Raw genomic sequence first — 23100 nt, 5'->3', positions numbered from 1 at the left:
GGGGGCGGCGGGTGGCGGGGGAGGGGCGCGGCGCCTCATCCCAGGCGCGCTTCGATGGCGTCCCACACCCGGGCCTCCAGAACCACGTCGTCGAAGCGGTTGATTTCCTGCAAGCCGGTGGGGGAGGTGACGTTGATCTCGGTCAAAAAGTCGCCGATCACGTCGATGCCCACGAACACCAGCCCACGCTCGCGCAACCGGGGTCCCAGGGCGGCGCAGATCTCGCGCTCGCGCGCTGTCAGGGTGGTTTTTTCCGGTCGCCCACCCACGTGCATGTTGGAGCGTGCCTCGCCCGCTGCCGGCACCCGGTTGACCGCTCCCACCGGCTCGCCCTCAATCAAGATGATGCGCTTGTCGCCCTGGCGTACCGCCGGCACATAGCGCTGGATCATCAGCGGCTCGGGCGAGCGGGCCAAGAACAGGTCGAGCAGGGCGTTGAGGTTTTCATCCCCGGGCCGGAGGTGGAAGACCCCGGCCCCGCCGTTGCCAAACAGCGGCTTGAGGATGATGTCCTCGTGCCGCTCGCGGAAGTCGGCGATGGCGTGGCGATCCGCCGTGATCAAGGTGGGCGGCATCAGGTCGGGAAACTCGGTGGCCACCAGCTTTTCCGGGGCATTGCGCACCGAGGCCGGATCGTTGACCACGAGGGGGTGGGGGTGGATCCGCTCCAGCAGGTGGGTCGCGGTGATGTAGGCCATGTCAAACGGCGGATCTTGGCGCATCAAGATCACGTCCACGTCGCGCGCCAGATCCAGCCGGACCGGCGTCCCCAGCGTGGCATGGTGGCCGCGCTCGCGCCGGAATGTCACCGGATGGGCCCAGGCCGTCAGGCGACCGTCCTCGAAGGCCAGGGCTTGCGGCAGATAATGCCACAGGGGATAGCCGCGCTTTTGCGCTTCTAGCCCAAGCACGAAGGTGCTGTCGCCATCAATGTTGATGGTGGCGACGGGGTCCATCTGGATCGCCACGCGCAAGGGATGCCGGCTCATGAGCGGGGTCCTCCGGCCGGGACGGGTTCGCCCTTGAGGCGGGTGTAATCGACCACCTTGCGCACATGCGGCACCGCCCGGGCGTAGCCCAACACCCGCTCGCGCTCGGTGGCATCTTGCGCCACGCCCATGACGTACACCACGCCGTTGACCACATCGACGGTATAGTTGGCCGAGCGAATGTCGGTGGCAAACAGCAAGGAGGCCTGAAGCCGGTTGGACAACACGAGGTCACGCCCCGAATCCACGGCATCGTTCTTGTCGCGCAGCGTCAACTCGTTGATCACCTCGCGCACGTCGGTGACCTCCCAGGCCAGCCGGGTGGCGGTTAGGCGATCCTCGGCGCGGGGCACCGAGCCGGTCATCAGCACCCGGCCCTCGCGCACCGTCAGGTCCACCGCCGAAAACAAGGCTTCGTTGGTGGTGAAGAGCTTGCCGTTGAGGGCGGTCTGGATCGCGGCGTCATCCACGAACCCGCCCAGGCCCCGTTCCTCCGAGGCGGCACTGGCGGTTTTGGCGCCGGCCCCCAGCAGGGCCACGGGAGCGCAGCCGCTGGTGAGGGCGGTCAACCCCGCGAGACCCGCCAGCAGCAGGAGACCGGGTTTCCAGGCATGCGCGCAGGCCCTCATGATCCCTCCTTCCCTCTTCGGATGATGGTGATGGCGCACTAAAGGACGGAACACGCCTGGAAGGCAAGTCCCTCGTCAGCGCTCCGTTTTCCTCCAGCCGATTGCATCGCTTGCTCCGCTCGCGGCCCACAAGATATCTTGATCTTGCGGGCGCCTCGGTTTTTGGGACAAAGCCATGCCTTCCAATATGACGATGCTCCCCGAGCTTCTGGCCTTGGGTCTGACCGACGAGGCCGGACGTCCCCGGGTTGAGGCCCTGCCGCTGGAACCGGGGCAGTCGGTGCCCTTGCCGCCCCTGGCGTTCGGCACTCAGGCCTTTGACACCCGCCCCGTTGTCGAGCACCCGAACCCCGGGGCTTGGCGCGAAACCGCTTACGACACCCCGCCCACCGTGGCCTATCGTCTGCGCGGCGCCCATGTGCATTCGTCGGCCGGCGTCGTGGTGCTGGAGGGCTATCTGGTGGCCGAGACCTTGTTGCACGTCAACATGGCCGAGCACGCCATGAGCCAAGATCCCGTTACCGGCACCGTGACCTTGCACACCCAAGGGGTGGTCCCCGTCGGCCGGGCCGTTCATCTCCTGGCCGGCGGGGCGAGCAACTATTATCACTGGCATCTGGATATCTTGGCGCGCCTTTCGGTGCTGCCCGAGGCCTGGGCCGCCGATCGTCTCCTGGTGCCACCGCTCGATCAGCGGTTTCAGCGCGAGGCATTGGTCTTGCTGGCCGGCGAGGGGACCCTCACGGTGCAGGCCGTCGCCCCCGGGACTACGCTATGGGTCGAAGACCTGCTCCTGATCCCGGACCTCACCGGGGCCGGGCGCTTTCCCCGTCCCTGCCTGCTCGGTGTTTTCGATCGCTTGCGGGCCGCCGTTGCCCCCGAGCCCCCGCACCGCCGCCTGTACATCAGCCGCATCGACTCTCGCAAGCGGGTCCTGCGCGACGAGGCGGCGTTGGCGGCGCGGCTGGCCGAGGCCGGCTATGAAGTTTTGTCCCTGGGAACCCTCTCCCTGGCCGAGCAGATTCAAGCCTTTGCCGAAGCAACCCATGTCATTGGCGCCCACGGCGCGGGCTTGACCAATCTCCTGTTTTGCTCCCCGGGCACCAGGGTTTGTGAACTCCAGATGGATTGTTATTTGAACTGGCTGTTTCGCCGGCTCGCGGCCTTGCGCGGGCTCTCGTATGGCTGTGTGCTGGGATCCCTGGAAGGCCCCTGGGACCCGCAGTGGCCGCACGACAACGCATGGTCCTTGCCCCAGACACCCCTCTGGCAGACCCTGGCCGAGGCCGGTTTCCTGGCGTGCCCCCCCGCTGAGGGGCCTTGGGAAGGAGGGGGCTGGGGAGGCCCCGCCTCCCCAGCCTACCTTTGGATCATGCTAGAGCACCGGCGTCACCGCACGGGTATCATCCACCAATGGCGACGCGGCCACCCACCACTCGGGATGCGCCGCGCCCAAGGCGAGGGCGGCGGCCTCGGCCTCTTCCAAGCTGGCGTACAGGCCAAAACAGGTCGCCCCGCTGCCCGACATCCGGGCCAGCAAAACTCCGGCCGAGGCTTCCAGCGCCGCCAAAACCGTGTCAATCGCCGGCTCCAGCGCCCGGGCCGGCGCCGCCAGATCGTTGGTGCGCCGGGCCAGGGCGTCGGCGAGGTCCTGGGCTGTTGCCGGCGCCTCGGTGAGCGGCGCGGCCGGCGAGAAGGGGCCGGTGCGCGCCTTGAATACCGCCGGTGTGGCGACGGGCTTGCGCGGATTGACCAGCACCAGGGCGGCCGGGGGCAGGGTCGGGGCGGGGGTCAGAACCTCGCCCACGCCGGTCATGGTGACCGCGCGGCCCTCCAGGCATACCGGCACGTCGGCGCCCAGGTCGCGGGCCAGGGCGTTCAAGGTGTCGGCGGGCAGGGAAATCTGCCAAAGACGCAGCAAGGCGCGCAAGGCCGCCGCCCCATCGGCCGAGCCGCCCCCAATGCCGGCGGCCACCGGCAGGCGCTTGATCAGGCGCAGCCGGGCCACGGGTGGCACACCGCCGGCCCGCGCCAGCATCCGGGCGGCGCGCAGCACGATATTGTCGGCCGGGCTTTCCCCGGCCAGGGCCCCGGCGGTGGGGCCTTCCAGGGTCAGGGTCAGGGTTTCCGAGGTTTCGGCGATCAAGGTGTCGTGGAGGGCGGCGAACACGACGAGGCTTTCCAGGTCGTGGTAGCCATCGGGCCGGCATCCGGTCACATGCAAGGTCAGGTTGACTTTGGCGCACGCGGCCTCGGTCACCAGGGAGGGAGCAAGGCTCATCGATCCACTCACTGCGCGGAAGAGGAAGAGGAAGGGCGGTCGGTCGAGGTCGATACCGGCACCGGGGGCGGCAGGCCCTGATCCAGTTTGCGCTGGATCGTGGCTTTCATTTCCGCTTCGGTGGCCAGCCCCAGGGCCCGTTGCCACTGGAAGCGCGCCTCGCGCTGACGTCCGACCACCCAGTACACGTCACCTAGGTGGTCGTTGATGGTGGGATCATCGGGGGTTTCGTGGATGGCCCGCTCCAGGATGATCACGGCCTCGCCGTATTCGCCCAGGCGGTAATGGGCCCAGCCCAGGCTGTCGATGATGTAGCCGTCCTTGGGCCGCAGGGCCACCGCGCGTTCGATCATGGCCTTGGCCCGGGCGATGTTCTCCCCCTTCTCGACCCAGGAATACCCCAGGTAATTCAAGGCATAGGGTTGGTCCGGGCTCAAGGTTAGGGCGGTCTTGAAGTCTTGTTCCGCCTCGGGCCAGCGGTTGGAGCGCTCCAGGGTCACGCCGCGTCCAAAAACACGGCCCAGTGTCGCTCCTGCGGCGGCCCCAGGCGCTCGATGGCTCGGGAGTAGGCCGTGGCGGCCTCGGGAAAGCGCTCGGCCTGACGCAGCATGTCGCCCAGGTCGATCAGGGGATCGGCGCGTTTGGGGTGGGCCGTGGCCAGACGTTCCAGGGCGGTCACGGCGTCATCCACCCGCTTGGCGGCGCGCAGGCTCTCGGCCTCGGCCAGACCCGCCGCCAGATCCAGTCCCGGTTCGCCGCTCACCTTGCGAAAGGCGGCGATGGCGTCGTCCTGGCGGCCCTGGCCGGCCAGCAACTGGCCCATCAGAAGCTGGGACAGGGCATAGGTCGGGCGAAGATGCAGCGCCAGTCGGTTGAACAGGGCGGCCGAGGTGGCGTCGTTGTCGGCCAGCAGCGAGGCCGTGCCATAAAACAGCTCGGCCATCCCCTCGGCCGCCGTCTTGACCGGCGCCACCGGCCGCCCGCCGGTGAAATCGCGCAGGGTGTTTTCCAGCAGCAAGCTGTCGGGAAAGCGCTTCGCGTAGTCGTCGGCGAGCGCCTTGGCCCGGTCGGTGAGGCCCTGACGGACCAGAAAGCCGCCGGCCAGTTGTACGCCGCGCAGCGACGGGCGGTCATTGCCGGTGAGATAATGCTCATACGCCGTCCGAGCCGCCGCGGTGTTGCCCAGGGCCTCCTGGATCAAGGCGCCGTGCAGGGCCTTGAGCGGGCGGTAGGCCGGGGTGCTGTCCAATTCGTCGAGGGCAGCGAGGGCGCCCGCCGCGTTGCCCGCGCCATGGCGGGCCCAGGCCAGCATCACCGGGACCAGAAAACTGTTGAGTCCCTGGCGATTGAGGCGCCCCAGGCGCTCGGCGGCGGCCTTGGCCTGACCGTGGGCCACCAGATCAGCCGCGACGATCAGCGGTGCCAAGTTCGCTCCTGGCTCGCGCGTCAAAAGGCGCTGGGCCCATTGGGAGGCATTGGCGATGTCGCCCTCGACCGCCGCGAAAAACGTGGCGCGACGCAGCAGGGAAACATTGTCAGGATCCGACGCCAAGGCGATGGGATAGTATGTGGCGGCCGCCACCATGTCGCCGTGGATCTCGGCGTCGCGGGCGGCAAGGTACGCGCCCAGGCCCTTGGGCTGCCAGGACCGGTCGGGAGGCGGGGCCGAGGCAAGGCCCTTGCGGGCGGGCTCGGCGTCCGTTTGTTGGGCACAGCCGGCGAGTGCGCCTACCATCGCCACGATCAGAGCCGCCGTCCTTGCCGACGCCGCGCGCTCCCTTCGCCTGCCTGCCATTGGGTGACTCCACGCATCGGTCCGCGATGTTCGCGGGCCTTGTTGTTCCGGTCGGGAGGGGGGCCGGTCGCCTCCCCTCCCGGGGCCTTTATCGTTACATATTGGGATAATTAGGGCCGTCGCCCCCTTGCGGCACCGCCCAGGTGATATTCTGTGTCGGATCCTTGATGTCGCAGGTCTTGCAGTGCAGACAGTTCTGAGCGTTGATCTGCAAGCGTTGCGCTCCTTCCGGGCCGTTGTCGTCGGGCACGAACTCATACACCCCGGCCGGGCAATAGCGAGCCTCGGGGCCGGCGTAATGAGCCAAGTTGACAGTGACCGGAACCTCGGTGGCGGTCAAGCGCAGGTGGCAGGGCTGGTCCTCGGCGTGGTTGGTGTTGGAAATATACACCGAGGACAGACGGTCGAAGGTCAGCACGCCATCGGGCTTGGGATACTCGATCCGGGGCGCCTCGTTGGCCTTCTTGAGGGTCTCGTGGTCGGCGTGGTTCTTGAGGGTCCAGGGCGAACGACCGCGCAAAACGTAGGTTTCGAGCGCCGAGTAGGCGATGCCGCCCCACAGGCCCCAGCGGAACGACGGGCGGATGTTGCGCACCGCGCTCAGTTCCTCCCACACCCAACTCGCCTTCAGCCGCTCGGGATAGCCCGTGACCTCGCCGGCATGCGGCGCGCTCAGGTGCTCGAAAATGGCCTCGGCCGCCACCATGCCCGACTTCATGGCGGTGTGGGTGCCCTTGATCTTGGGCACATTGAGGAAGCCGGCGGTGTCGCCGACCAGCAGACCGCCCGGGAAGGTCAGCTTGGGCAGGGACTGCAAGCCGCCCTCGGACAGCGCCCGCGCCCCATAGGCAATGCGCCGCCCGCCCTTGAAGAAGCCGCGCACGCTGGGATGGGTCTTGAAGCGCTGGAATTCGTCAAACGGCGACAGCCACGGATTGCTGTAGTCGAGGCCGACCACGAAGCCCACGGCAATCTGGTTGTTCTCCAGGTGATACAAGAACGAGCCGCCATACACATCGGGGCTGACCGGCCAGCCCACGGTATGCAGCACCAAGCCGGGCTTGTGGTTTTCCGCCGGCACTTCCCAAAGTTCCTTGAGGCCGATGCCATAAGCCTGGGGATCGGTGTCGCGGCGCAGGTCAAAGCGCTCGATCAGAGCCTTGGTCAGGGAGCCCCGGCAGCCCTCGGCAAACACCGTGACTTTGGCCAGCAGTTCGACCCCGGGCTGGTAGGCGTCGGTCGGCTCGCCTTCCTTGTCCAGCCCCATGGCCCCGGTCGCCACCCCGCGCACCGCACCGGTCTCGTCGTAGAGCACCTCGGCGGCGGCAAAGCCCGGGAACACCTCAACCCCCAGGGCCTCGGCCTGACCGGCCAGCCAGCGGCAGACATTGCCGAGACTGACCACGTAGTTGCCGCTGTTGTGCATTTGCGGCGGCGTGGGCAGGGCCACGTGGCGCGAGGCGGTCAGGAACCAGAAATGGTCCTCGCCGGCCGGGGTCAGCAACGGGGCGCCGCGCTCGCGCCAGTCGGGGAACAATTCGTTGAGGGCCCGGGGCTCGATCACCGCGCCCGACAGGATGTGGGCGCCAATCTCCGAGCCCTTGTCGATCACGCAGACCGACACCTCGCGACCCGCCTCGACAGCAAGCTGGCGCAGGCGAATGGCCGTCGCCAGCCCCGAGGGGCCTCCGCCTACGATCACAACGTCGAATTCCATCGCCTCGCGTTCGCTCATCGGGTCCTGTTCCTCGCCTGTGGTGAAGGGATCCCCGCCGGTTTGCTCCGGGGGTGCGTTTCGTCCGGGGCTTTCTTAGCACAGTGTGGCCCCAGCCCAAAAGTTCCGCGACCCCGAGGACGGGCCTGTGCTACCGTATGGCGCATGATGACCGCCGATTCCATGGGCCCCGAGGCCTGGACCACCGATCCCGCCGCCGTGCTGCGCTGGTATGTCGAGGCCGGCGTTGATGGGGCCGTGGGCGAGGAGCCACTTGACCGCTTTGCCCTTTCGGCGGTGCGCCTCGCCCAACCGCCCGCCGCGCGCCCGCGTGGGCCCGTCGCCCCGCCGCCCGCCGAGCCCCAGGCCGATGCCCAGGCCCTGGCTCGCCACGCCTCCACCTTGGAGGCCTTGAAGGCCGCCCTCCATGGCTTTCAGTCCTGCCCCTTGCGGCGCACGGCCAGCACCACGGTGTTTGCCGATGGCGAGCCGGCCTCGGGGGTGATGATTGTCGGCGAGGCCCCCGGCGCCGAGGAAGACCGCTTGGGGCTGCCCTTTGTCGGCGCCTCGGGCCGCTTGCTTGATGCCATGCTGGCCTCGATCGGTCTGGACCGCCGAACCTGCTATATCACCAATGTCGTGCCCTGGCGGCCGCCCGGCAACCGCAAGCCGACCACCGACGAGGTGGCGCTATGCCTGCCGTTTTTGCGCCGCCACATCGCCCTGGTCCGTCCCCGGGTTTTACTAGCCTTGGGGGGATTGGCGGCCCAGTCCTTGCTAGAGCGCACCGAGGGGATCAACCGCTTGCGGGGGCAGTGGATGCCCTATGAGGCGCCCGACCTGCCCGGCCCCGTGCCGGTGCTGGCGACCTTTCACCCGGCCTATCTGCTGCGCACCCCGGGCCAAAAGCGCTTGGCGTGGCGCGATCTCCTGAGTTTTCAAGACGCCCTGGACCCGAAGGGCTGAGGCGAAAGCGACCGAGGGGTCTGGGGAGGCCGCGCCTCCCCAGCCTTCCTTGTTCTTTCTTACTTCTTGTTCGGTCCCTTCCCGACCGGCCGCTTGGCCGGGGCCGCAGCGGGAGCCGGTTTGGCCGGCGCCGGCGCCGACGCAGCAGACGCAGGGGCCGGCGAGGGCGCAGCAGGCGCAGGGGCCGGCGCCGGGGTGTTCTCCAAGGTAACCAGTCGGGCCTCCAGGGCCTTGGCGCCGGCCTCAAGGCCTTCAATCCGCTCCGCCAGCGGCGTGGTCACGGCCTGGGTCGCCTTCACGGTCTCTTCCAGGGCGACCACCCGGGTCAGGGATCCTTGGGCGGCTTCGGCCGCAACGCGGGTACCATCAGCGGCGATTTGCGCGGCCCGGGCCGCTTCTTCCACCGACGAGAGCCGCCCTGCCAGCGCTTCGGTGGCACTGCGGGCCGTTTCCAGGGCCTCAAGGCGCTCTTCCAACCGACCCAGGGCGGCGGTCAGCGGCTCCACAAGGCGAGCGACCTGGGCGCTGGTGTCCTCGGCCACCGGCTGGGCCGGCGCGCTCTCGGCCCGCAGCCGGGCCACGGCGGCCTCGGTGGCCAAGCGGGCCTCACGGGCCGCGTCGCGCGAGGTCAGGAATTGATGGGCGTTCAACACAACCAAAACAAGCACAACAGCCGCAACGGCCAGGGCGATTCCCGGACCCGAGGACACGCCATCGGCCGCCATCGCCGGAACCGGCAGGCCCAGCGCGGTTGTGGTCGCGAGAACGCCCAGGATCCCCAGCCGGGGTGAACACCGCATCCGCCGCATAGCTTCTCTCTCCATCAAAGCCGGGGTTTCCTCCCCGGACTGCCACAAAATCGCCTTAAGCCTACTCCGAACGCCAGCCGTGTGTCGCCGGGAAAAAGGGAAGGCGGGCCTCCCCAGACCCCATGTTCCCTTTGGCCCGTCGAGCGAGGCGAAGCCCCCGAAATGGTGGGGTCTGGGGAGGCCCCCCTCCCCAGCCTTCCCTTACTCAGCGTCCGGCCGCTGCCGGCGCTGGGCTTTCAAGGAGCCGTGGTGGGTTTTGCCGTCCAGGCGCCGGGTCTGGCTGGCTCGGGTCGGACGGGTGGGGCGGCGCGGCCGCTCCCGCTCGCTGGCGGCGCGCAGAAGGGTGAGAAGGCGCTCCAAGGCCTCGCGGCGGTTGGCTTCCTGGGTGCGCCACGTCTGCGCCGTGATCACCAACACGCCGTCTTGGGTCAGGCGGCTGCCGGCCAAGGCCTTGAGCCGTTCCTTGACCCGCTCGGGCAGGTTGGGCGAGGCCAGGGCGTTGAAGCGCAACTGCACCGCCGTCGCCACCTTGTTGACGTTCTGCCCTCCTGGCCCCGACGAGCGGATAAACCGTTCCTCGAGTTCGCTGTCGTCGAGATAGATCGCGCCCATCACGGGGATCATGGGGACACTCCGGGGGCTAGAAAAAAGGAAGGCTGGGGAGGCCGCGCCTCCCCAGACCCCTGCGTTCTTGGAGCATAGCGCTGGGGAAGGGGTGGCGTAAACGAGGAGGCGGGGGGTTAGGGCGCGCGCACATGCGACAAGAAGCGATCCACCTCGTCGCGTAGGCGCATGATCTGCTCGAACAAGGTTTCCGAGGCCGAGAGCAGGTCGCCGGCCGCCTGCCGGGTGGCCTGGGCATTGTCGCGCACGCTGTTGATGGTGTGCGAGACTTGGCGGGTGCCCTGGGCCGCTTGATCGACGTTGCGGCTGATGTCGCGGGTGGTCGCCCCTTGCTCCTCGACCGCCGAGGCAATGGCCGAAGACGTGCTATTGATGTCGCGCAAGGTGGAGCCGATCGCTTCGATGGCGCTGGCGGCGCTGGCGCTGGCCTCGCGGATAGCGCCGATCTGGGCCGAGATGTCGCCCGTTGCATGCGCCGTTTGGGTGGCCAGGGTCTTGACCTCGCCGGCGACCACGGCAAAGCCTTTGCCCGCATCCCCGGCCCGCGCCGCCTCGATGGTGGCGTTGAGGGCCAGCAGGTTGGTTTGGGCGGCAATCCCCGAGATCAGGTCCATGACATCGCCAATGCGCCGCGCCGCCTCGGTCAGGCCGCCCATGATGCCCTGGGCCTGGACCATGTCCTCGCTGGCCTTGCCGGCAATGGTGTTGGCCTGGGTGATCTGGCGGGCGATCTCGGCGATGGAGGCGGCCAGTTCCTCGGTGGCGGCGGCCACGGTCTGGACGTTGGCGCTGGCCTGCTCCGAACTGGCGGCGACGTGGGCCGACTGGTCGCCGGTGGTTTCGGCCACCCGGACCAGACCGCTGGCCGCCTCGCGCATGCGCTGGGCGCCGTCGGTTACGGCGCCGACGATGGCCGCCACCGAGCTTTGGAAGCGATCGGCCAGGGCCACCATGGCGGCGCGGCGCTGGGATTCGGTTTGGGTGCGGGCCTCTTCCTGGTCGTGCTTGAGGCGTTCGACCTCGCGGGCGTTGGTGCGGAAGGTTTCCAGGGCGCGGGCCAGACGGCCGATCTCATCCTTGCGGTCGGTTTCGTGGATGCGTACCCCGAGATCCCCGCCGGCGAGGCGCTCCATGGCCCGGGTTACCCGGCCCAGCGGGGCGGTGATGCCGCGGCTGACCAGAAACGCGCCGCTCAAGGTCAAGAGCAAGGCGCCCGTCCCGACCAAGGCCATCAACATCAGGTGATGATAAAACGTGTCGTCAATGTCATCCACGTACACGCCCGTCCCAATGATCCAGTCCCAGGCGGCAAACGGCTTGACAGTGGACATCTTGGGGAGCGGTTGGGTCCCGCCGGCTTTGGGATAATAATAGGTCAGGCTGCCCCCGCCCCCCGCCGCCAGACGGATAATCTCCCGTGTCGGGGTGGCGCCCTTGGAGTCCGTGAAATCAAGACGGTTCTGGCCAATCGCCTTGTCATCGGGCAACGCGATCACCGTGCCCTTGGTGTCATAGACAAAAATATAGTCATTATTGCCAAAGCGAATGGCCCGCAGTTGTTTGACCGCCTGGGCTTTGGCGTCGGCTTCGCTCATTTCTCCGGCGCGGGCGCGCTCAAACAGACTGGCCACCACACTGACCGAGGTCTCGACCACCGCGCGGGTCATGTTTTCCCGCTCGTTTACCAAGCTGTCGCGAATCAAGGTCAGACCGGCGCCGCCCATCAACGTCATGCCAACGATCGTCAGGGCGACAATAACCAGGAGACGATAGGCAATGGGGGTGTTCTTGAGCATGGTGCACCCTTGGTCCCAAGAGAATGTCGGAGCGCGCCACTGCCTGGGAGAGGAGCCAATAAGGAAATGTGGTCGCGTTGCTCTCTCCTTGATCCCTCGTGATGTTTACCATTTCGTTGACAAAGGGCGGATTCCTCTTGGTGGCGTCGCTGTTGTCAGCGCGAGCCACCAGGAAGAGGGGAGGGGTCTCCCTCTTTATGGGGAACGATAAGCCGGCGTCACAGGTCCTTCGGCCGATGCCTTGACCGGGGTGGTGTGGGGCTGCGCCGTCTTTTGGTCTTTCAAGGAAAAACCTTGATCCTCAAGGCGCGCGCACATGGGACAAGAAGCCGTCCACCTCGTCGCGCAGGCGCACGATCTGTTCAAACAAGGTTTCCGAGGCGCTGCGGAGGTCTTCGGCGGCCTGCCGAGTCGCCCAGGTGTTGTCGCGGACATTGCTAATCGTCTGCGAGACCTGGAGTGTTCCCTGGGCTGCTTGATCGACGTTGCGGCTGATGTCGCGGGTGGTCGCCCCTTGCTCCTCGACCGCCGAGGCAATGGCCGAAGACGTGCTGTTGATGTCGCGCAAGGTGGTGCCGATCGCCTCGATGGCGCTGGCGGCGCTGGCGCTGGCCTCGCGGATGGCGCCGATCTGGGCCGAGATGTCGCCCGTCGCATGCGCCGTTTGGGTGGCCAGGGTCTTGACCTCGCCGGCGACGACGGCAAAGCCCTTGCCCGCATCCCCGGCCCGCGCCGCCTCGATGGTGGCGTTGAGGGCCAGCAGGTTGGTTTGGGCGGCAATCCCCGAGATCAGGTCCATGACATCGCCAATGCGCCGCGCCGCCTCGGTCAGCCCGCTCATGATGCCCTGGGCCTGGACCATGTCCTCGCTGGCCTTGCCGGCGATGGTGTTGGCCTGGGTGATCTGGCGGGCGATCTCGGCGATGGAGGCGGCCAGTTCCTCGGTGGCGGCGGCGACGGTCTGGACGTTGGCGCTGGCCTGCTCCGAACTGGCGGCGACGTGGGCCGACTGGTCGCCGGTGGTTTCGGCCACCCGGACCAGACCGCTGGCCGCCTCGCGCATGCGCTGGGCGCCGTCGGTTACGGCGCCGACGATGGCCGCCACCGAGCTTTGGAAGCGATCGGCCAGGGCGCCCATGGCGGCGCGGCGCTGGGATTCGGCGCGTTCGCGGCTTTCTTCTTGCTCGCGTTTGAGGCGCTCAATCTCGCGGGCGTTGGTGCGGAAGGTCTCCAGGGCGCGGGCCAGACGGCCGATCTCATCCTTGCGGTCGGTTTCCGCAATTTGGATGCTCAGATCCCCGCCGGCCAGACGCTCCATGGCCCCAGTGACATGCCCAAGCGGCCCCGTGATGCCCCGGCCAATGAGAAAAGCCCCGCCCAGGGTCAGCAGCAAGGTGCCGGCGCCCACCAAGGACATGAGGCCCAAATGGCGGAAAAAGGCATCGTCAATATCATCCACATAGACGCCGGTGCCGACCACCCAATCCCAGGCTGGATACGGCTTAACATAGGATATTTTTGGTAACGGTTTGGTACCGCCGGCTTTGGGATAAGAATAGGTTGTTCGTCCCCCGCCCGCCATGCCGATGGTGACGATATTTCGGATCAACGGGGTGCCATGGGAGTCCTTCAGGTCGATGCGGTTCTGGCCGATCATCTTTTCGTCGGGGAGAAAAATGACCGTTCCCGTGCTGTCGTAGATAAAAACATAGTCGTTGGCGCCAAAGCGAACCGCCTTGATCTGCTTGACGGCCCGGATCTTGGCTTCCTCTTCGCTCATTTCGCCGCTGCGAGCCCGCTCGTGCAGGCTGGCAATCAGACTGACCGAGGCGTCCACGACCACGCGGGTCATGTTTTCCCGTTCATCGAACAGGCTGTTGCGCACCAGGGTGAGACCCGCCCCCCCCATCAAGACCATACCCACGACCGCCAGGGCGACGATGACGAGCAAACGAGAGGCAATGGGCAGGTTTTTCAGCATGGTGCACCCGATGATCCAAGACAAGGCAGGCGGCACTTAGCGCCCTCCTCCCAGGTCATGAACGTAAACAGCGACCGCTTTGATGTCACTCTCCTTGAGTCGAGTCGCCCACCCTGGCATCACGCTGTTTTGCGGTTGGCGGATCTGGGACAAAATGGCCTCGCGATCGCCCCGGTAGAGCCAGATGGCGTTGTTGAGGGCCGGTCCGCCCAGCATCTGGTTGCCGTCGGGCACCGGTCCCTCGCCAGCCGATGCGTGGCACAGGGCGCAGTTTTCGCTGAACACCTCTTTGCCCCGCCCCTCGGGCAAGGTGCCGGAGCTGCTGGCCAGAACGTAATCGGCCACCGCCTCCTGATCCTCGGGCGAGAGGTAGGTGAAGGCGGGCATGGCGTTGAACCGGGTGTCGGGATAGTTTTCGCTGTCGCGGATCCCATGCAAGATGGTGGTTTGAATGGCCTCGGGCGTGCCGCCCCACAACCACTCGTCGTCGGCCAGGGTGGGGAAGCCATAGGTGCCTGCGCCGCCGGCCTGATGGCAGGGCGCGCAGTTTTCCTTGAAGATCACCGCGCCGGCTCGTCTCGCATACTCGCGCAAGTCGGGGTCGGCGAGGACGGCGGTGATGTCGAGCGCGGCCAGCCGGGCGACTTTTTCTTGGTGATAGCGCTGGTTGGCGGCCTCGACCTGGGTGTCGAGAACGCTGCGGCTGTGCCAGCCCAGAAGTCCGGGGGTGTTGGTTTCGCCCAGTGGAATGGCCGGAAACAAGATGACATAGCCAATCGCCCAGACGATGCAGGCGTAGAACACCCACACCCACCACACGGGCAACGGGGTGTTGAGCTCCTTGATGCCGTCCCACTCGTGGCCGGTGGTCATGCGCCCGGTTTCGGGATCGTATTCGGGAAGGCCTGCCATGGGGATCACTCCTCGTCCGGGTCATCGCGCAAGGGCAGCGACCCCATCCGTTCCAGCCGCTCCCGGTTGGTCGGCCAGTAGGCCCAGGCCACGATGCCCACGAAGACGGCCATCAGCCACGGACCCCAAAAGGGGCGGATCCACTCTGAAAGGGGGGCGATGGTGTCCATGGCGGGGTCCTTGCACCAAGGGGAAAGGGGGTCAGCGCACGGCCTGGGCCCGGGCTGGGTCGTAGGTCGTGAAGTCCACCAGGGTTCCCAACATCTGGAGATAGGCGATAAGCGCGTCCATTTCGGTGAGGCGCTCGGGCTGGCCATCGAAATCGCCGCCGGCCACCTTGGGATAGCGGGCCTTGAGGGCGTCCTTGTCGCCCAAGGGGTCGGCTTGGGCCTTGAGGTCGTCTTGGGCATGCTCCAGGGCACCGTCGAGGGTGTCGTAGGGAACGCCCACGGCGATCAGCGCCTTGAGGTGGGCCTGGGCGTCGGGGAAGTCGAGGTCGCGCAGCAGGTGGGGGTAGCCCGGCATCACCGATTCCGGCACCACCGAGCGGGGATTGAGGAGATGGCGGCGGTGCCAGTCGTTGGAATACTTACCGCCCACGCGGGCCAAGTCGGGGCCCGTACGCTTTGATCCCCACTGGAACGGGTGATCATACATGCTTTCAGCCGCCAGTGAGTAATGCCCGTAGCGCTCCAGCTCATCGCGGAAGGGCCGGATCATCTGGCTATGGCAGGCGTAGCAGCCCTCGCGCAGGTAAATATTGCGCCCGGCCAGTTCCAGGGGGCTGTACGGTCTGACGCCCTGGACCTTTTCGATGGTGGTTTCCACGGTGAACAGCGGCACGATTTCCACCAGACCGCCGATGATCACGGTCAGGAAAATGCCCACAACCAGCAGCAAGGCGTTGGTTTCCAGGCGCGCGTGGTGGCGAACGAGGCTCATGGGGCGCTCCTGCTCACAAGGTCGGGACGGGGGTCGGCACGGGGGCTGGCGCCGGGCGACCGGCGGGACCAACAAGGGTGCGGGTGATGTTGTAGGCCATGATCAACGCGCCCACGACAAACAACAGGCCGCCCGTGGCCCGGATGACGTAGTAGGGGTGCATGGCTTTGACCGACTCCAAGAAGGAGTACTGCAAAAAGCCCATCTCGTCGTAAGCCCGCCACATCAGGCCTTGCATGATGCCCGACACCCACATGGCCGTGATGTAAAGAACAATGCCCACCGTGGCGATCCAGAAGTGGGCACTGACCAGGGCGGTGGAATAAAGACCGGGCTTTTTCCAGAGCACCGGCACCAGATAATAAAGGGCCCCAAAGGAGACGAAGGCCACCCAGCCGAGGGCGCCGGAATGCACGTGGCCCACCGTCCAGTCGGTGTAATGCGACAAGGCATTGACCGCTTTGACGCCCATCATGGGGCCCTCGAAGGTGGACATGCCATAAAAGGCCACGGAGACCACCAAGAAGCGCAACACCGGATCGGTGCGCAGCTTGTCCCACGCGCCCGACAAGGTCATGAGGCCGTTGATCATGCCGCCCCAGGAGGGCATCCATAGCATGATGGAAAAGACCATGCCCAGGGTTTGGGTCCAGTCGGGCAGGGCGGTGTAATGAAGATGGTGCGGCCCCGCCCAGATATAAAGAAAAATCAAGGCCCAAAAGTGAACAATGGACAGGCGATAACTGTAAACCGGGCGTTCCGCCTGCTTGGGGATAAAATAATACATGATCCCGAGGAAACCCGCCGTCAGGAAGAACCCGACCGCATTGTGGCCGTACCACCACTGGGTCATGGCATCTTGGACGCCGGCAAAGAAGCTGTAGCTCTTGATCCAACTCTCGCCCCCGAAGAACACCACGGGGGCCGCAAGATTATTGCCCAGGTGCAAGAGAGCGACGGTGATAATGAAGGCCAGATAAAACCAGTTGGCCACATAAATATGAGGCTCGCGGCGCTTCAAGAGAGTTCCGAGAAACTGGGCCAGATACAAAACCCATATCACGGTCAACACCAAGTCCGTATACCACTCCGGCTCGGCGTATTCCCGCCCCTGCGTAATGCCCAGAAGATAGCCGCTGCCGGCCATGACCAAAAAGACCTGATACCCCCCGAAGACCAACCAGCCCAGCCGCGCCCCGCCATAAAGCGCCGCCCGACAGGTTCGCTGCACCACGAACAAGGAGGTGCCCAGCAAGACGTTGCCGCCAAAGGCAAAAATCACCACCGACGTGTGAAGGGGGCGCACGCGGCCAAAGGTCGTCCATGGGGTGTCAAAATTCAGCGCGGGAAAGGCCAGTTGCCAAGCGATAAAATCCCCGGCCATAAAGCCCAAAACCCCCCAGATCACCGCAGCCAGGACGAAAGCCTTGACCACGCCCTCTTCGTAGGGGCCTGTATCCCTCCGATGCGCGCCCAGCGCGCGTGCCGCCTGCGTCACGGTAGCCTCCTCGTGAACGCCTGGGCCGGCCGCCGGGGGTGGATCCGATGGCCTGTCCGCCCGGGTGATGGGTCCGGTTATCAGAATAGTTTTAGAGTATGGGCTTGCCTCCTTGCCGCCATTGATGTGGATCAATATCCACCAGAAAGGATGGACCTGCCCTCCCCAGGCCCAGTCGTTTCCCCCGAATGTTTATGGAGTCCGTGCATGCTTCCCCAGGATACCCTCGCCTTCCCCAGCCCCGATCCGACCGCCCTGCCGGTGGTCCGCTTGCTGGCGGGCCATGCCAAGCGCTTGCGTCAGGGACACCCGTGGGTCTTTTCCAACGAGGTGGTGATGGACGCCGCCGCCAAGGCCCTGGCCCCGGGCCAGTTGGTGGTGGTGAGCGACGCCGGCGACGAGCGCCTCGCGGTGGCCACCTTCACGCCCCACTCGCTGATCGCCGCGCGCATTTTGGACCGCGACCCGAACGCGGTGATCGATGCGGCGTGGCTGGAGCGTCGGCTCAAGCGAGCCGCCGCCTTGCGCCATCGCCTGCCCGGCGGGACCCATGGCCGGCTTGTGCACGGCGAGGCCGATGGCCTGCCCGGCCTCGTCATTGACCGGCTGGGCGACGTGATCGCGGTGCAGGCCAACACCGCGGGCTGGGAGCGTTTGACCGAGCTGGTGCTCGATGTCTTGGAGCGGTTGTTCGCACCCCGGGCCCTTGTGCTGATCAACGACGCCGGGGTGCGCGCTCTGGAGGGCTTGCCCCTGGAAACCCGGCTGGCCCGCGGCCACCTGGAGGGGCCGGTGTCGGTGGAAGAAAACGGCTTTACCTATCGGGCGCACTTGCTCGACGGGCAAAAGACCGGCTGGTTCTTCGATCAGCGGCTCAATCGGGCCTTCGTGGCCTCGTTGTCCCGGGGGCAGAGCGTGTTGGATGTTTGCACCTACGCCGGGGGCTTTGGCCTGCTCGCCCTGGCGCAAGGTGCGCGCTCGGCGCATCTGGTGGATCGCTCGGCCGCCAGCTTGGCCCTGGCCGAAGAGGCGGCCCGCGCCGCCGGTCTTGCCGAGCGCCTGACCACCGAAACGGGCGATGCCTTCACCACCTTGGAGGCGTTGGGCCGGGCCGGGCGGCGCTTTGGCGTGGTGATCTGCGATCCTCCGGCCTTTGCCAAGACCCGCAAGGATGTCGCGGTGGCGGCCAAGGGGTATCGCAAGATGGCGCGGCTGGCGGCGGCTTTGGTCGAGCCCGGTGGTATTTTGTTTACGGCCTCGTGTAGCCACCACATGCCGGCCGATCGCTTTCAAGACGAGACGGCTCATGGCATTTCCCAGGCCGGACGCACGGCCCGCCTGCTCCAAACGGCGGGAGCGGGGCCCGACCATCCGGTGCACCCGGCTCTGCCCGAGTCCGCCTATCTCAAGGCCCTGACGTGGTCTTTGGATTGATCAAAGACGAGGGGGCGGTCGATATCAAGGAGCGTCTGTCCTTAAGGTTATAGCCGCATCCGACACGAGAAAAGATCTCCCCCAGCGGCCACCATCCCGCGCGCAACTCTGGACAAAGGTCTCTATCTGCCCCGCCTTTTCTTTGGTAAAGACCCCAAGAGTCCTTGGATCTGGTGGGAAATAGACCTTTTTGACTTGTCAGGGCTTCCATCTCCCGGCACCCTCGTCCATAGTCCATCACCCCTCAGGGGGGATAAAAACAGGTCTGTCCTCAAGCCCGGCGTTAGACCGGGCCGGGCAGGAGTCCGAGGGGTGAACAGGGCACCGTCCCGGCGACGGTCGCTGGGCGGCAACCGGTGCGAGCCGGGAAAGAGGTGACGTGGGAATGGATAATGGCGAGGTTTTTTCCGAAGCGATTCGGACGGTGGGGCGGGCCAGCGAGGCCGATCGCCATGTCGGGCGGCGCATTCGCGAACGGCGTGTCATGCTGGGGCTCTCCCAGCAGCAAATGGCCGACATGATCGGTGTAACCTATCAGCAGGCACACAAGTACGAGCGGGGAATCAATCGAATTTCGGCGGGACGCCTTTATGAGATTGCCCAGGTTCTTGGGGTTCCCGTGAACTTTTTCTTCGATGGTCTGGATCAAGAAGAGGTGGGGCCCCTCGCCACGCGCCAGCGCATGTGTCTGGAACTGGCCCGAAACTTTGTGATGATCCAGAACGAACGGCATCGAGAAGCCTTGACCCAGTTGGCGCGGGCCCTGGCTGTTCAGGACATGGCGGAGGAAAGACGCGAGGCCGGGGATGCGGCCTGAGGGACAATGATGCCCCTCGTTTCTGTCTCTCAGACCCCGAGGCGTCTGGGGAGGTTCGGCCTCCCCAGCCTTCTCTTTTTTTGATGAAGTGCTTGCAGGCCCGGCGTCTTACCCCCCAACGCCGGGCACCGTGCTGTAGCTCGAGAGCAACGAGCCCACCACCAAATACCAGCCATCCACCAGCACAAAGAAAATCAGCTTAAACGGCATCGCCAGCATCATGGGCGGCAGCATCATCATGCCCATCGACATCAAGACCGAGGCGATCACCATATCGATGACAATAAACGGCAGGTAAATCAAAAAGCCAATCTCGAACGCCCGGCGCAACTCGCTGATCATGAAGGCGGGCACCAGGGACCACGTTGACACCTGCTCCACCGTTTCAGCCTTCTCGCCGCGAAACTTGGCGAACAGCTCCAAGTCCTTGGGCCGGACATGGTGCAGCATGAAAGCCCGGAAGGGCTCGACCGTGCGCTCGAACGCCTGCTCCTCGGTAATATCCTCGCGGATCAAAGGGGCAACGCCGTCGTCCCAGGCCTGCTGAAAGGTCGGGGCCATGATGAAAAAGGTCATGAACATGGCCAAGCTGATCAGGACCATGTTGGGCGGTGTGGTCTGGGTGCCCAGGGCCTGACGCAAGATCGACAGTACCACGGCAATGCGCGTGAAACTGGTGACCATGATCAGAAGTCCCGGAGCCACGCTCAAGACGGTGAGCAGGGCCACCAACTGGAACAGTCGTGCCGTCGTCGAGCCGGAGTCAGGACCCAGGTCAAGGTTCAGCGATTGGGCCCACGCGGGATCGGGCAGCAGCAAGACACCCAGCAGCGGCAACAGCGCAAGCAGCGGCAACAAGGCGTGACGCGGGGCAAAACTCATGGGCTCTGTCCGGGGGGCGGGGGCGGGGAGGGCGCGGGGCGAAACACCGCCAGGGCGCGGGCGAACGACGGCGGGGTCGGCAGGGGGGGCGGGGGAATGGGCGCGGGGATGCCCGTTTCAACCACCACAATCGAAGAGGCGCCGATCACCACAAGATGCTCGACGTCATCGCGTCGCACAAGCACCAGTCGATGACGCGGGTCAAGCGGTAGGGCCTCGACCAGGGCCAAGCGCCGGCCGCCCCGTCGCAAGGGGCCCATCGCCCCCGCCCAGCGCCGCAGGCCATAGGCCATGAGAAAGATCAGGCCAATGACAAAAACCAGCGCCAGGACGAACGTGACATACGTGGAGGGATCCACCGCAAAAGACGGGCTGGCCATGTCGGGGGTCCTGGATCAAAGGTCCTGGGGGTCATCAGGGGGGGGGCGGCGGTCCCAGCCGGCCATAGGCCTGATAGGCGCCACGCGGATCGGCCGGGGGGCCGGCATGGGCGCGCAAGGCCGCCTCCAGGGCATCCAGGCTGGTCATCATCGCCTCCAGGGCCGGCAGGAACAAGCGGCCCTCGTCGCGCGGCAGGGCGAGGACGGCCAAGCACACCGCTTTCATTTTGCTGTCGAGAACCCCAAGCTCAACGGATCGGGCGTCGTCAATAAGGCGGCGCGCCGTGGCGATCACGGAAGCCACCTTTTCCAGGTCATCGGCGATCGCGTCCAGGCGGTCGGGCGAGGTCATGGTGGCGGATCCCCGGGCAAGGGGGGGAGGTCCCCGTTGAGGCGATAGACATAGGCCAGGATTTCGGCCACGGCCGCGAAAGCCTCGACCGGAATTTCGCTCTCCAGATCCAGGGCCGCCAGGATCTCCACCAAGTCGGCATCCTGACGCACCCGCACGCCGTGCTCGAAGGCCAAGGCCAGGATCTGCTCGGCCACGAAGCCCTGTCCCGACGCCACCACCCGGGGCACCGCGTCGTCATCGCCGGCTAGGTCATAGGACAGCGCCACGGCCTTGGTCCGTGTTTGGGGATCCTTGTCGCCTGGAGTGCTCACCGCGTCGTCCTTTCGCCGCAGCCCGGGCATCGCTCTCGTCGCGCCCCTGAGCCCACGCTATCTTCCCGAAGGCCTGTTAAGAAGGCGTTAATGAAGCCTTAACGGGGCGGCGCCGGCCGTCGCCGCCTGGGCAAAGGTCATGTGTCGAAAGGCTTGGCACCCGGGGTGAAAATACGGTATTAACGGTTTGTTATGGGCGAGGGCCGACACTCGCAAGAGGCGGGCTGCCTTGTCCTCTCCAAAGCCCGTGTTCCGCCCCAAAGGAACAGGCCGGTCGCCTCTTGCGGCCCGGCGTGAGAAAGGGATCCGACACCATGGATCTAACCAAGCTGGCGCTGTTCCAGATGGCGCAGACACGAATGGATTGGGCAACGCAGCGCCAGAAAATCCTGGCTCAGAACGTGGCCAATGCCGATACCCCGAAGTACCGGGCCCACGACCTGAAAAAACTCGACTTCGGCAAGCTGGCAGTGAGCGAAAACAACCGGACGCGGTTGGTGCGAACCGACGCTAGCCATCAGGCCTCGGTGGCTCCCGACCCCGGCACCTTCCGCATGGTCGAGGAACGCTATCCCTTTGAAAGTTCCGCCGATGGCAACGAGGTGGTCCTGGAAGAGCAGATGTCCCGGCTCTCGGAAACCAAAAACCAGTATACCCTGGCCACCGAGCTGGTCAAAAAACACCTCAGCATGATCAAAATGGTGACGCGCGGGGCGCGCTAAGGCACAACGCAGAAAGGGTGAGGAGGCGGCGTCATGGATGAGTTGCAGCAATCGGCCAAAATTGCCACCTCGGGCCTGAAAGCCCAGACCGAGCGGCTGCGGACCATCGCCCAGAACATGGCCAACGCCGACTCCATCGCCGAACGCCAGGGCGAGGATCCCTATCGCCGGCGTATCGTGTCGTTTCGCAATGTCGTGGACCGCGAAATCGGGACCGCGCTCGTCAAGACGGGACGGGTCAGTGAGGACATGACACCTTTCAATCGCAAATACGATCCCGGCAATCCCGCTGCCGACGACAAGGGCTACGTCTTGGCTCCCAACGTCAATCCCATGGTGGAGTTGATGGACATGCGCGAGGCCCAACGCAGTTATGAGGCGAACCTGAATGTGGTCGGTCTCACGCGAAAAATGACCCAAAGCACGATTGAGTTGTTGAAGTAGCCGAAAGGTTCCCCCGCCCCCGGGAGAAAGCCTCGGGGGTCCTTTTTGGGGGAAACGTGATGAGTGGGGCGCGGTTGTCGTCCAGGCTTTCAGGGAGGATCCCATGGCCGTTGATTTTGCCAGTGCCGTTTCCGCGTACAAGTCCGCGGCCGGCATGTTTCCCCAGACCACGGCCCTGACGGCCCAATCCGGGGAGAGTGCTGCCAAAACGCTGGACGATGGCGCCAGTTTCTCTGGCTTGATCCAGGATTCCTTGCAACAGACCCTGAATGCCGGGCGTCAGAGTGAAAAGCTCTCTCGCCTCGCCATCGAGGGCAAGGCAGACCTGCGCGATGTTGTCATGGCGGTCAATAACGCCGAGAGCACCTTGCAGACCGTGATTGCAGTACGCGACAAAGTTGTGAGTGCGTACGAATCCATCATGCGCATGCCGATTTAAGACGGCTCTGGTCTCGGGAAGGCATGTCCCATGGAAGAAGGTCTGATCCTTGATCTCTCCCGCGAGGCCGTGTGGTTGATGATCCTGGTCTCGGGGCCGGCCTTGCTGGTCGGCATGGTGATCGGCGTGGCCATCGCCTTGGTCCAAACCCTGACCCAGATCCAGGAAATGACCCTGGTCTTTGTGCCGAAGATCTTGCTGGTCTTTGGCACCTTGCTCCTGAGCCTGCCTTGGATGGTGAGGCAGATGACCGAGTTCATGACGCACCTCATGGATGTTGCCGCCACGTTGCCGTGACGGGCGCGGGCGGTTTGGACGCGATCGGCGGGCCTCGCCCTCTTGGCGGGGCGACGCTGTCCCCGACCGGCATGGCCCCGCGC

General features: G+C 65.7%; 25 protein-coding genes and 1 pseudogene. 8 read left to right on the top strand and 18 right to left on the bottom strand.

Going from position 1 to position 23100, the window contains the following annotated elements; genetic code table 11:
* Nucleotides 1-35: 35 nt before the first annotated feature.
* Nucleotides 36-989 (bottom strand): glutathione synthase, encoded by a 954-nt coding sequence (gene gshB, locus RSPPHO_RS07515; RefSeq protein ID WP_014414672.1) that lies wholly within the window; start codon nt 987-989, stop codon nt 36-38.
* Nucleotides 986-1618: a BON domain-containing protein gene (locus tag RSPPHO_RS07510; protein WP_069187542.1), complete on the bottom strand. Its 633-nt coding sequence runs from the start codon at nt 1616-1618 to the stop codon at nt 986-988. Before RSPPHO_RS07510 ends, gshB begins: the two co-directional genes overlap by 4 nt.
* A 175-nt stretch (nt 1619-1793) precedes the next feature.
* Here RSPPHO_RS07510 and RSPPHO_RS21915 point away from each other — a divergent pair.
* Nucleotides 1794-2672, top strand: a pseudogene (locus RSPPHO_RS21915) (glycosyltransferase family 61 protein); the annotation flags it as partial.
* Between the two features lie 321 nt (nt 2673-2993).
* Here the strand turns inward: RSPPHO_RS21915 and RSPPHO_RS19800 are convergent.
* From RSPPHO_RS19800 to RSPPHO_RS07490, 4 genes are all read right to left on the bottom strand, one after another.
* A complete protein-coding gene (locus RSPPHO_RS19800) occupies nt 2994-3899 on the bottom strand; it encodes a 4-(cytidine 5'-diphospho)-2-C-methyl-D-erythritol kinase (RefSeq protein WP_041794726.1) in 906 nt (301 codons plus the stop codon).
* 8 nt (nt 3900-3907) lie between these two features.
* Complete coding sequence (locus RSPPHO_RS20945) at nt 3908-4399, bottom strand: tetratricopeptide repeat protein (RefSeq protein ID WP_014414668.1); 492 nt, start codon at nt 4397-4399, stop codon at nt 3908-3910.
* Entirely contained in the window at nt 4396-5640 is a 1245-nt protein-coding gene (locus RSPPHO_RS07495) for a tetratricopeptide repeat protein (RefSeq protein WP_242390599.1), read from the bottom strand. The genes RSPPHO_RS20945 and RSPPHO_RS07495 overlap by 4 nt, the downstream gene beginning before the upstream one ends.
* A gap of 148 nt (nt 5641-5788) precedes the next feature.
* On the bottom strand, nt 5789-7429 hold the full coding sequence (locus RSPPHO_RS07490) for an electron transfer flavoprotein-ubiquinone oxidoreductase (protein WP_014414666.1): 1641 nt from the start codon (nt 7427-7429) through the stop codon (nt 5789-5791).
* A 144-nt stretch (nt 7430-7573) separates the two neighbouring features.
* On the opposite strand from RSPPHO_RS07490, the gene RSPPHO_RS07485 reads away from it, so the two are divergent.
* Nucleotides 7574-8374: a uracil-DNA glycosylase gene (locus tag RSPPHO_RS07485; protein WP_157879132.1), complete on the top strand. Its 801-nt coding sequence runs from the start codon at nt 7574-7576 to the stop codon at nt 8372-8374.
* 59 nt (nt 8375-8433) lie between these two features.
* On the opposite strand, the gene RSPPHO_RS07480 is transcribed toward RSPPHO_RS07485, so the two are convergent.
* From RSPPHO_RS07480 to ccoN, 8 genes are all read right to left on the bottom strand, one after another.
* Complete coding sequence (locus RSPPHO_RS07480) at nt 8434-9174, bottom strand: hypothetical protein (RefSeq protein WP_157879131.1); 741 nt, start codon at nt 9172-9174, stop codon at nt 8434-8436.
* 210 nt (nt 9175-9384) lie between these two features.
* The gene (arfB, locus tag RSPPHO_RS07475; RefSeq protein ID WP_014414663.1) at nt 9385-9807 is read right to left on the bottom strand and encodes an alternative ribosome rescue aminoacyl-tRNA hydrolase ArfB; all 423 of its coding nucleotides are present in this window, start codon (nt 9805-9807) and stop codon (nt 9385-9387) included.
* A gap of 116 nt (nt 9808-9923) precedes the next feature.
* Complete coding sequence (locus RSPPHO_RS07470; RefSeq protein ID WP_014414662.1) at nt 9924-11603, bottom strand: methyl-accepting chemotaxis protein; 1680 nt, start codon at nt 11601-11603, stop codon at nt 9924-9926.
* A 301-nt stretch (nt 11604-11904) separates the two neighbouring features.
* Nucleotides 11905-13620 (bottom strand): methyl-accepting chemotaxis protein, encoded by a 1716-nt coding sequence (locus tag RSPPHO_RS07465; RefSeq protein ID WP_014414661.1) that lies wholly within the window; start codon nt 13618-13620, stop codon nt 11905-11907.
* A complete protein-coding gene (gene ccoP / locus RSPPHO_RS07460) occupies nt 13621-14496 on the bottom strand; it encodes a cytochrome-c oxidase, cbb3-type subunit III (protein WP_041794724.1) in 876 nt (291 codons plus the stop codon). It abuts the gene before it with no gap.
* Between the two features lie 5 nt (nt 14497-14501).
* On the bottom strand, nt 14502-14666 hold the full coding sequence (locus RSPPHO_RS18820; RefSeq protein WP_014414659.1) for a cbb3-type cytochrome oxidase subunit 3: 165 nt from the start codon (nt 14664-14666) through the stop codon (nt 14502-14504).
* Nucleotides 14667-14697: 31 nt separating this feature from the next.
* Entirely contained in the window at nt 14698-15438 is a 741-nt protein-coding gene (gene ccoO, locus RSPPHO_RS07455; protein WP_041794723.1) for a cytochrome-c oxidase, cbb3-type subunit II, read from the bottom strand.
* Between the two features lie 13 nt (nt 15439-15451).
* Nucleotides 15452-16936: a cytochrome-c oxidase, cbb3-type subunit I gene (ccoN, locus tag RSPPHO_RS07450; protein WP_081581678.1), complete on the bottom strand. Its 1485-nt coding sequence runs from the start codon at nt 16934-16936 to the stop codon at nt 15452-15454.
* Between the two features lie 207 nt (nt 16937-17143).
* Between ccoN and RSPPHO_RS07445 the strand changes: the two genes are divergently transcribed.
* Both RSPPHO_RS07445 and RSPPHO_RS07440 read left to right on the top strand, forming a co-directional pair.
* Nucleotides 17144-18370 carry a class I SAM-dependent rRNA methyltransferase gene (locus RSPPHO_RS07445; RefSeq protein WP_051013748.1) on the top strand — a complete coding sequence of 409 codons (1227 nt, stop codon included), beginning with the start codon at nt 17144-17146 and terminating at the stop codon, nt 18368-18370.
* A 385-nt stretch (nt 18371-18755) separates the two neighbouring features.
* Nucleotides 18756-19187, top strand: a complete 432-nt coding sequence (locus tag RSPPHO_RS07440) for a helix-turn-helix domain-containing protein (protein ID WP_041794722.1) — start codon at nt 18756-18758, stop codon at nt 19185-19187.
* A 108-nt stretch (nt 19188-19295) separates the two neighbouring features.
* On the opposite strand, the gene fliP is transcribed toward RSPPHO_RS07440, so the two are convergent.
* From fliP to RSPPHO_RS07420, 4 genes are read right to left on the bottom strand one after another with little or no spacing between them, the layout of a single operon-like run.
* Complete coding sequence (fliP, locus tag RSPPHO_RS07435; protein ID WP_014414654.1) at nt 19296-20069, bottom strand: flagellar type III secretion system pore protein FliP; 774 nt, start codon at nt 20067-20069, stop codon at nt 19296-19298.
* Nucleotides 20066-20449 carry a FliO/MopB family protein gene (locus tag RSPPHO_RS07430; protein WP_014414653.1) on the bottom strand — a complete coding sequence of 128 codons (384 nt, stop codon included), beginning with the start codon at nt 20447-20449 and terminating at the stop codon, nt 20066-20068. The genes fliP and RSPPHO_RS07430 overlap by 4 nt, the downstream gene beginning before the upstream one ends.
* A gap of 34 nt (nt 20450-20483) precedes the next feature.
* Nucleotides 20484-20801 carry a hypothetical protein gene (locus RSPPHO_RS07425; RefSeq protein WP_014414652.1) on the bottom strand — a complete coding sequence of 106 codons (318 nt, stop codon included), beginning with the start codon at nt 20799-20801 and terminating at the stop codon, nt 20484-20486.
* On the bottom strand, nt 20798-21145 hold the full coding sequence (locus RSPPHO_RS07420; RefSeq protein WP_014414651.1) for an EscU/YscU/HrcU family type III secretion system export apparatus switch protein: 348 nt from the start codon (nt 21143-21145) through the stop codon (nt 20798-20800). Before RSPPHO_RS07420 ends, RSPPHO_RS07425 begins: the two co-directional genes overlap by 4 nt.
* 284 nt (nt 21146-21429) lie before the next feature.
* Between RSPPHO_RS07420 and flgB the strand changes: the two genes are divergently transcribed.
* The 4 genes from flgB to fliQ all read left to right on the top strand — a co-directional run bounded on the left by flgB (nt 21430) and on the right by fliQ (nt 23017).
* Nucleotides 21430-21837, top strand: a complete 408-nt coding sequence (gene flgB / locus RSPPHO_RS07415; RefSeq protein WP_041794721.1) for a flagellar basal body rod protein FlgB — start codon at nt 21430-21432, stop codon at nt 21835-21837.
* Nucleotides 21838-21870: 33 nt separating this feature from the next.
* Nucleotides 21871-22281, top strand: a complete 411-nt coding sequence (flgC, locus tag RSPPHO_RS07410) for a flagellar basal body rod protein FlgC (RefSeq protein WP_014414649.1) — start codon at nt 21871-21873, stop codon at nt 22279-22281.
* 103 nt (nt 22282-22384) lie between these two features.
* Nucleotides 22385-22720 (top strand): flagellar hook-basal body complex protein FliE, encoded by a 336-nt coding sequence (gene fliE / locus RSPPHO_RS07405; RefSeq protein ID WP_014414648.1) that lies wholly within the window; start codon nt 22385-22387, stop codon nt 22718-22720.
* Nucleotides 22721-22750: 30 nt separating this feature from the next.
* On the top strand, nt 22751-23017 hold the full coding sequence (gene fliQ, locus RSPPHO_RS07400) for a flagellar biosynthesis protein FliQ (RefSeq protein ID WP_014414647.1): 267 nt from the start codon (nt 22751-22753) through the stop codon (nt 23015-23017).
* Nucleotides 23018-23100: the final 83 nt, after the last annotated feature.

Origin of the sequence: Pararhodospirillum photometricum DSM 122 (assembly GCF_000284415.1) — a bacterium.
GTDB classification, from domain to species: domain Bacteria; phylum Pseudomonadota; class Alphaproteobacteria; order Rhodospirillales; family Rhodospirillaceae; genus Pararhodospirillum; species Pararhodospirillum photometricum.
This window is presented reverse-complemented; position numbering and strand designations above follow the sequence as displayed.

Bases quoted from the DNA above. Each gene is read 5' to 3' on its own strand.
- gshB (WP_014414672.1), bottom strand. From the start codon at position 989: ATGAGCCGGCATCCCTTGCGCGTGGCGATCCAGATGGACCCCGTCGCC.
- RSPPHO_RS07510 (WP_069187542.1), bottom strand. From the start codon at position 1,618: ATGAGGGCCTGCGCGCATGCCTGGAAACCCGGTCTCCTGCTGCTGGCG.
- RSPPHO_RS19800 (WP_041794726.1), bottom strand. From the start codon at position 3,899: ATGAGCCTTGCTCCCTCCCTGGTGACCGAGGCCGCGTGCGCCAAAGTC.
- RSPPHO_RS07490 (WP_014414666.1), bottom strand. From the start codon at position 7,429: ATGAGCGAACGCGAGGCGATGGAATTCGACGTTGTGATCGTAGGCGGA.
- RSPPHO_RS07485 (WP_157879132.1), top strand. From the start codon at position 7,574: ATGATGACCGCCGATTCCATGGGCCCCGAGGCCTGGACCACCGATCCC.
- RSPPHO_RS07480 (WP_157879131.1), bottom strand. From the start codon at position 9,174: ATGCGGTGTTCACCCCGGCTGGGGATCCTGGGCGTTCTCGCGACCACA.
- arfB (WP_014414663.1), bottom strand. From the start codon at position 9,807: ATGATCCCCGTGATGGGCGCGATCTATCTCGACGACAGCGAACTCGAG.
- RSPPHO_RS07470 (WP_014414662.1), bottom strand. From the start codon at position 11,603: ATGCTCAAGAACACCCCCATTGCCTATCGTCTCCTGGTTATTGTCGCC.
- ccoP (WP_041794724.1), bottom strand. From the start codon at position 14,496: ATGGCAGGCCTTCCCGAATACGATCCCGAAACCGGGCGCATGACCACC.
- RSPPHO_RS18820 (WP_014414659.1), bottom strand. From the start codon at position 14,666: ATGGACACCATCGCCCCCCTTTCAGAGTGGATCCGCCCCTTTTGGGGT.
- ccoO (WP_041794723.1), bottom strand. From the start codon at position 15,438: ATGAGCCTCGTTCGCCACCACGCGCGCCTGGAAACCAACGCCTTGCTG.
- RSPPHO_RS07445 (WP_051013748.1), top strand. From the start codon at position 17,144: ATGCTTCCCCAGGATACCCTCGCCTTCCCCAGCCCCGATCCGACCGCC.
- RSPPHO_RS07440 (WP_041794722.1), top strand. From the start codon at position 18,756: ATGGATAATGGCGAGGTTTTTTCCGAAGCGATTCGGACGGTGGGGCGG.
- fliP (WP_014414654.1), bottom strand. From the start codon at position 20,069: ATGAGTTTTGCCCCGCGTCACGCCTTGTTGCCGCTGCTTGCGCTGTTG.
- RSPPHO_RS07430 (WP_014414653.1), bottom strand. From the start codon at position 20,449: ATGGCCAGCCCGTCTTTTGCGGTGGATCCCTCCACGTATGTCACGTTC.
- RSPPHO_RS07425 (WP_014414652.1), bottom strand. From the start codon at position 20,801: ATGACCTCGCCCGACCGCCTGGACGCGATCGCCGATGACCTGGAAAAG.
- RSPPHO_RS07420 (WP_014414651.1), bottom strand. From the start codon at position 21,145: ATGCCCGGGCTGCGGCGAAAGGACGACGCGGTGAGCACTCCAGGCGAC.
- flgB (WP_041794721.1), top strand. From the start codon at position 21,430: ATGGATCTAACCAAGCTGGCGCTGTTCCAGATGGCGCAGACACGAATG.
- flgC (WP_014414649.1), top strand. From the start codon at position 21,871: ATGGATGAGTTGCAGCAATCGGCCAAAATTGCCACCTCGGGCCTGAAA.
- fliE (WP_014414648.1), top strand. From the start codon at position 22,385: ATGGCCGTTGATTTTGCCAGTGCCGTTTCCGCGTACAAGTCCGCGGCC.
- fliQ (WP_014414647.1), top strand. From the start codon at position 22,751: ATGGAAGAAGGTCTGATCCTTGATCTCTCCCGCGAGGCCGTGTGGTTG.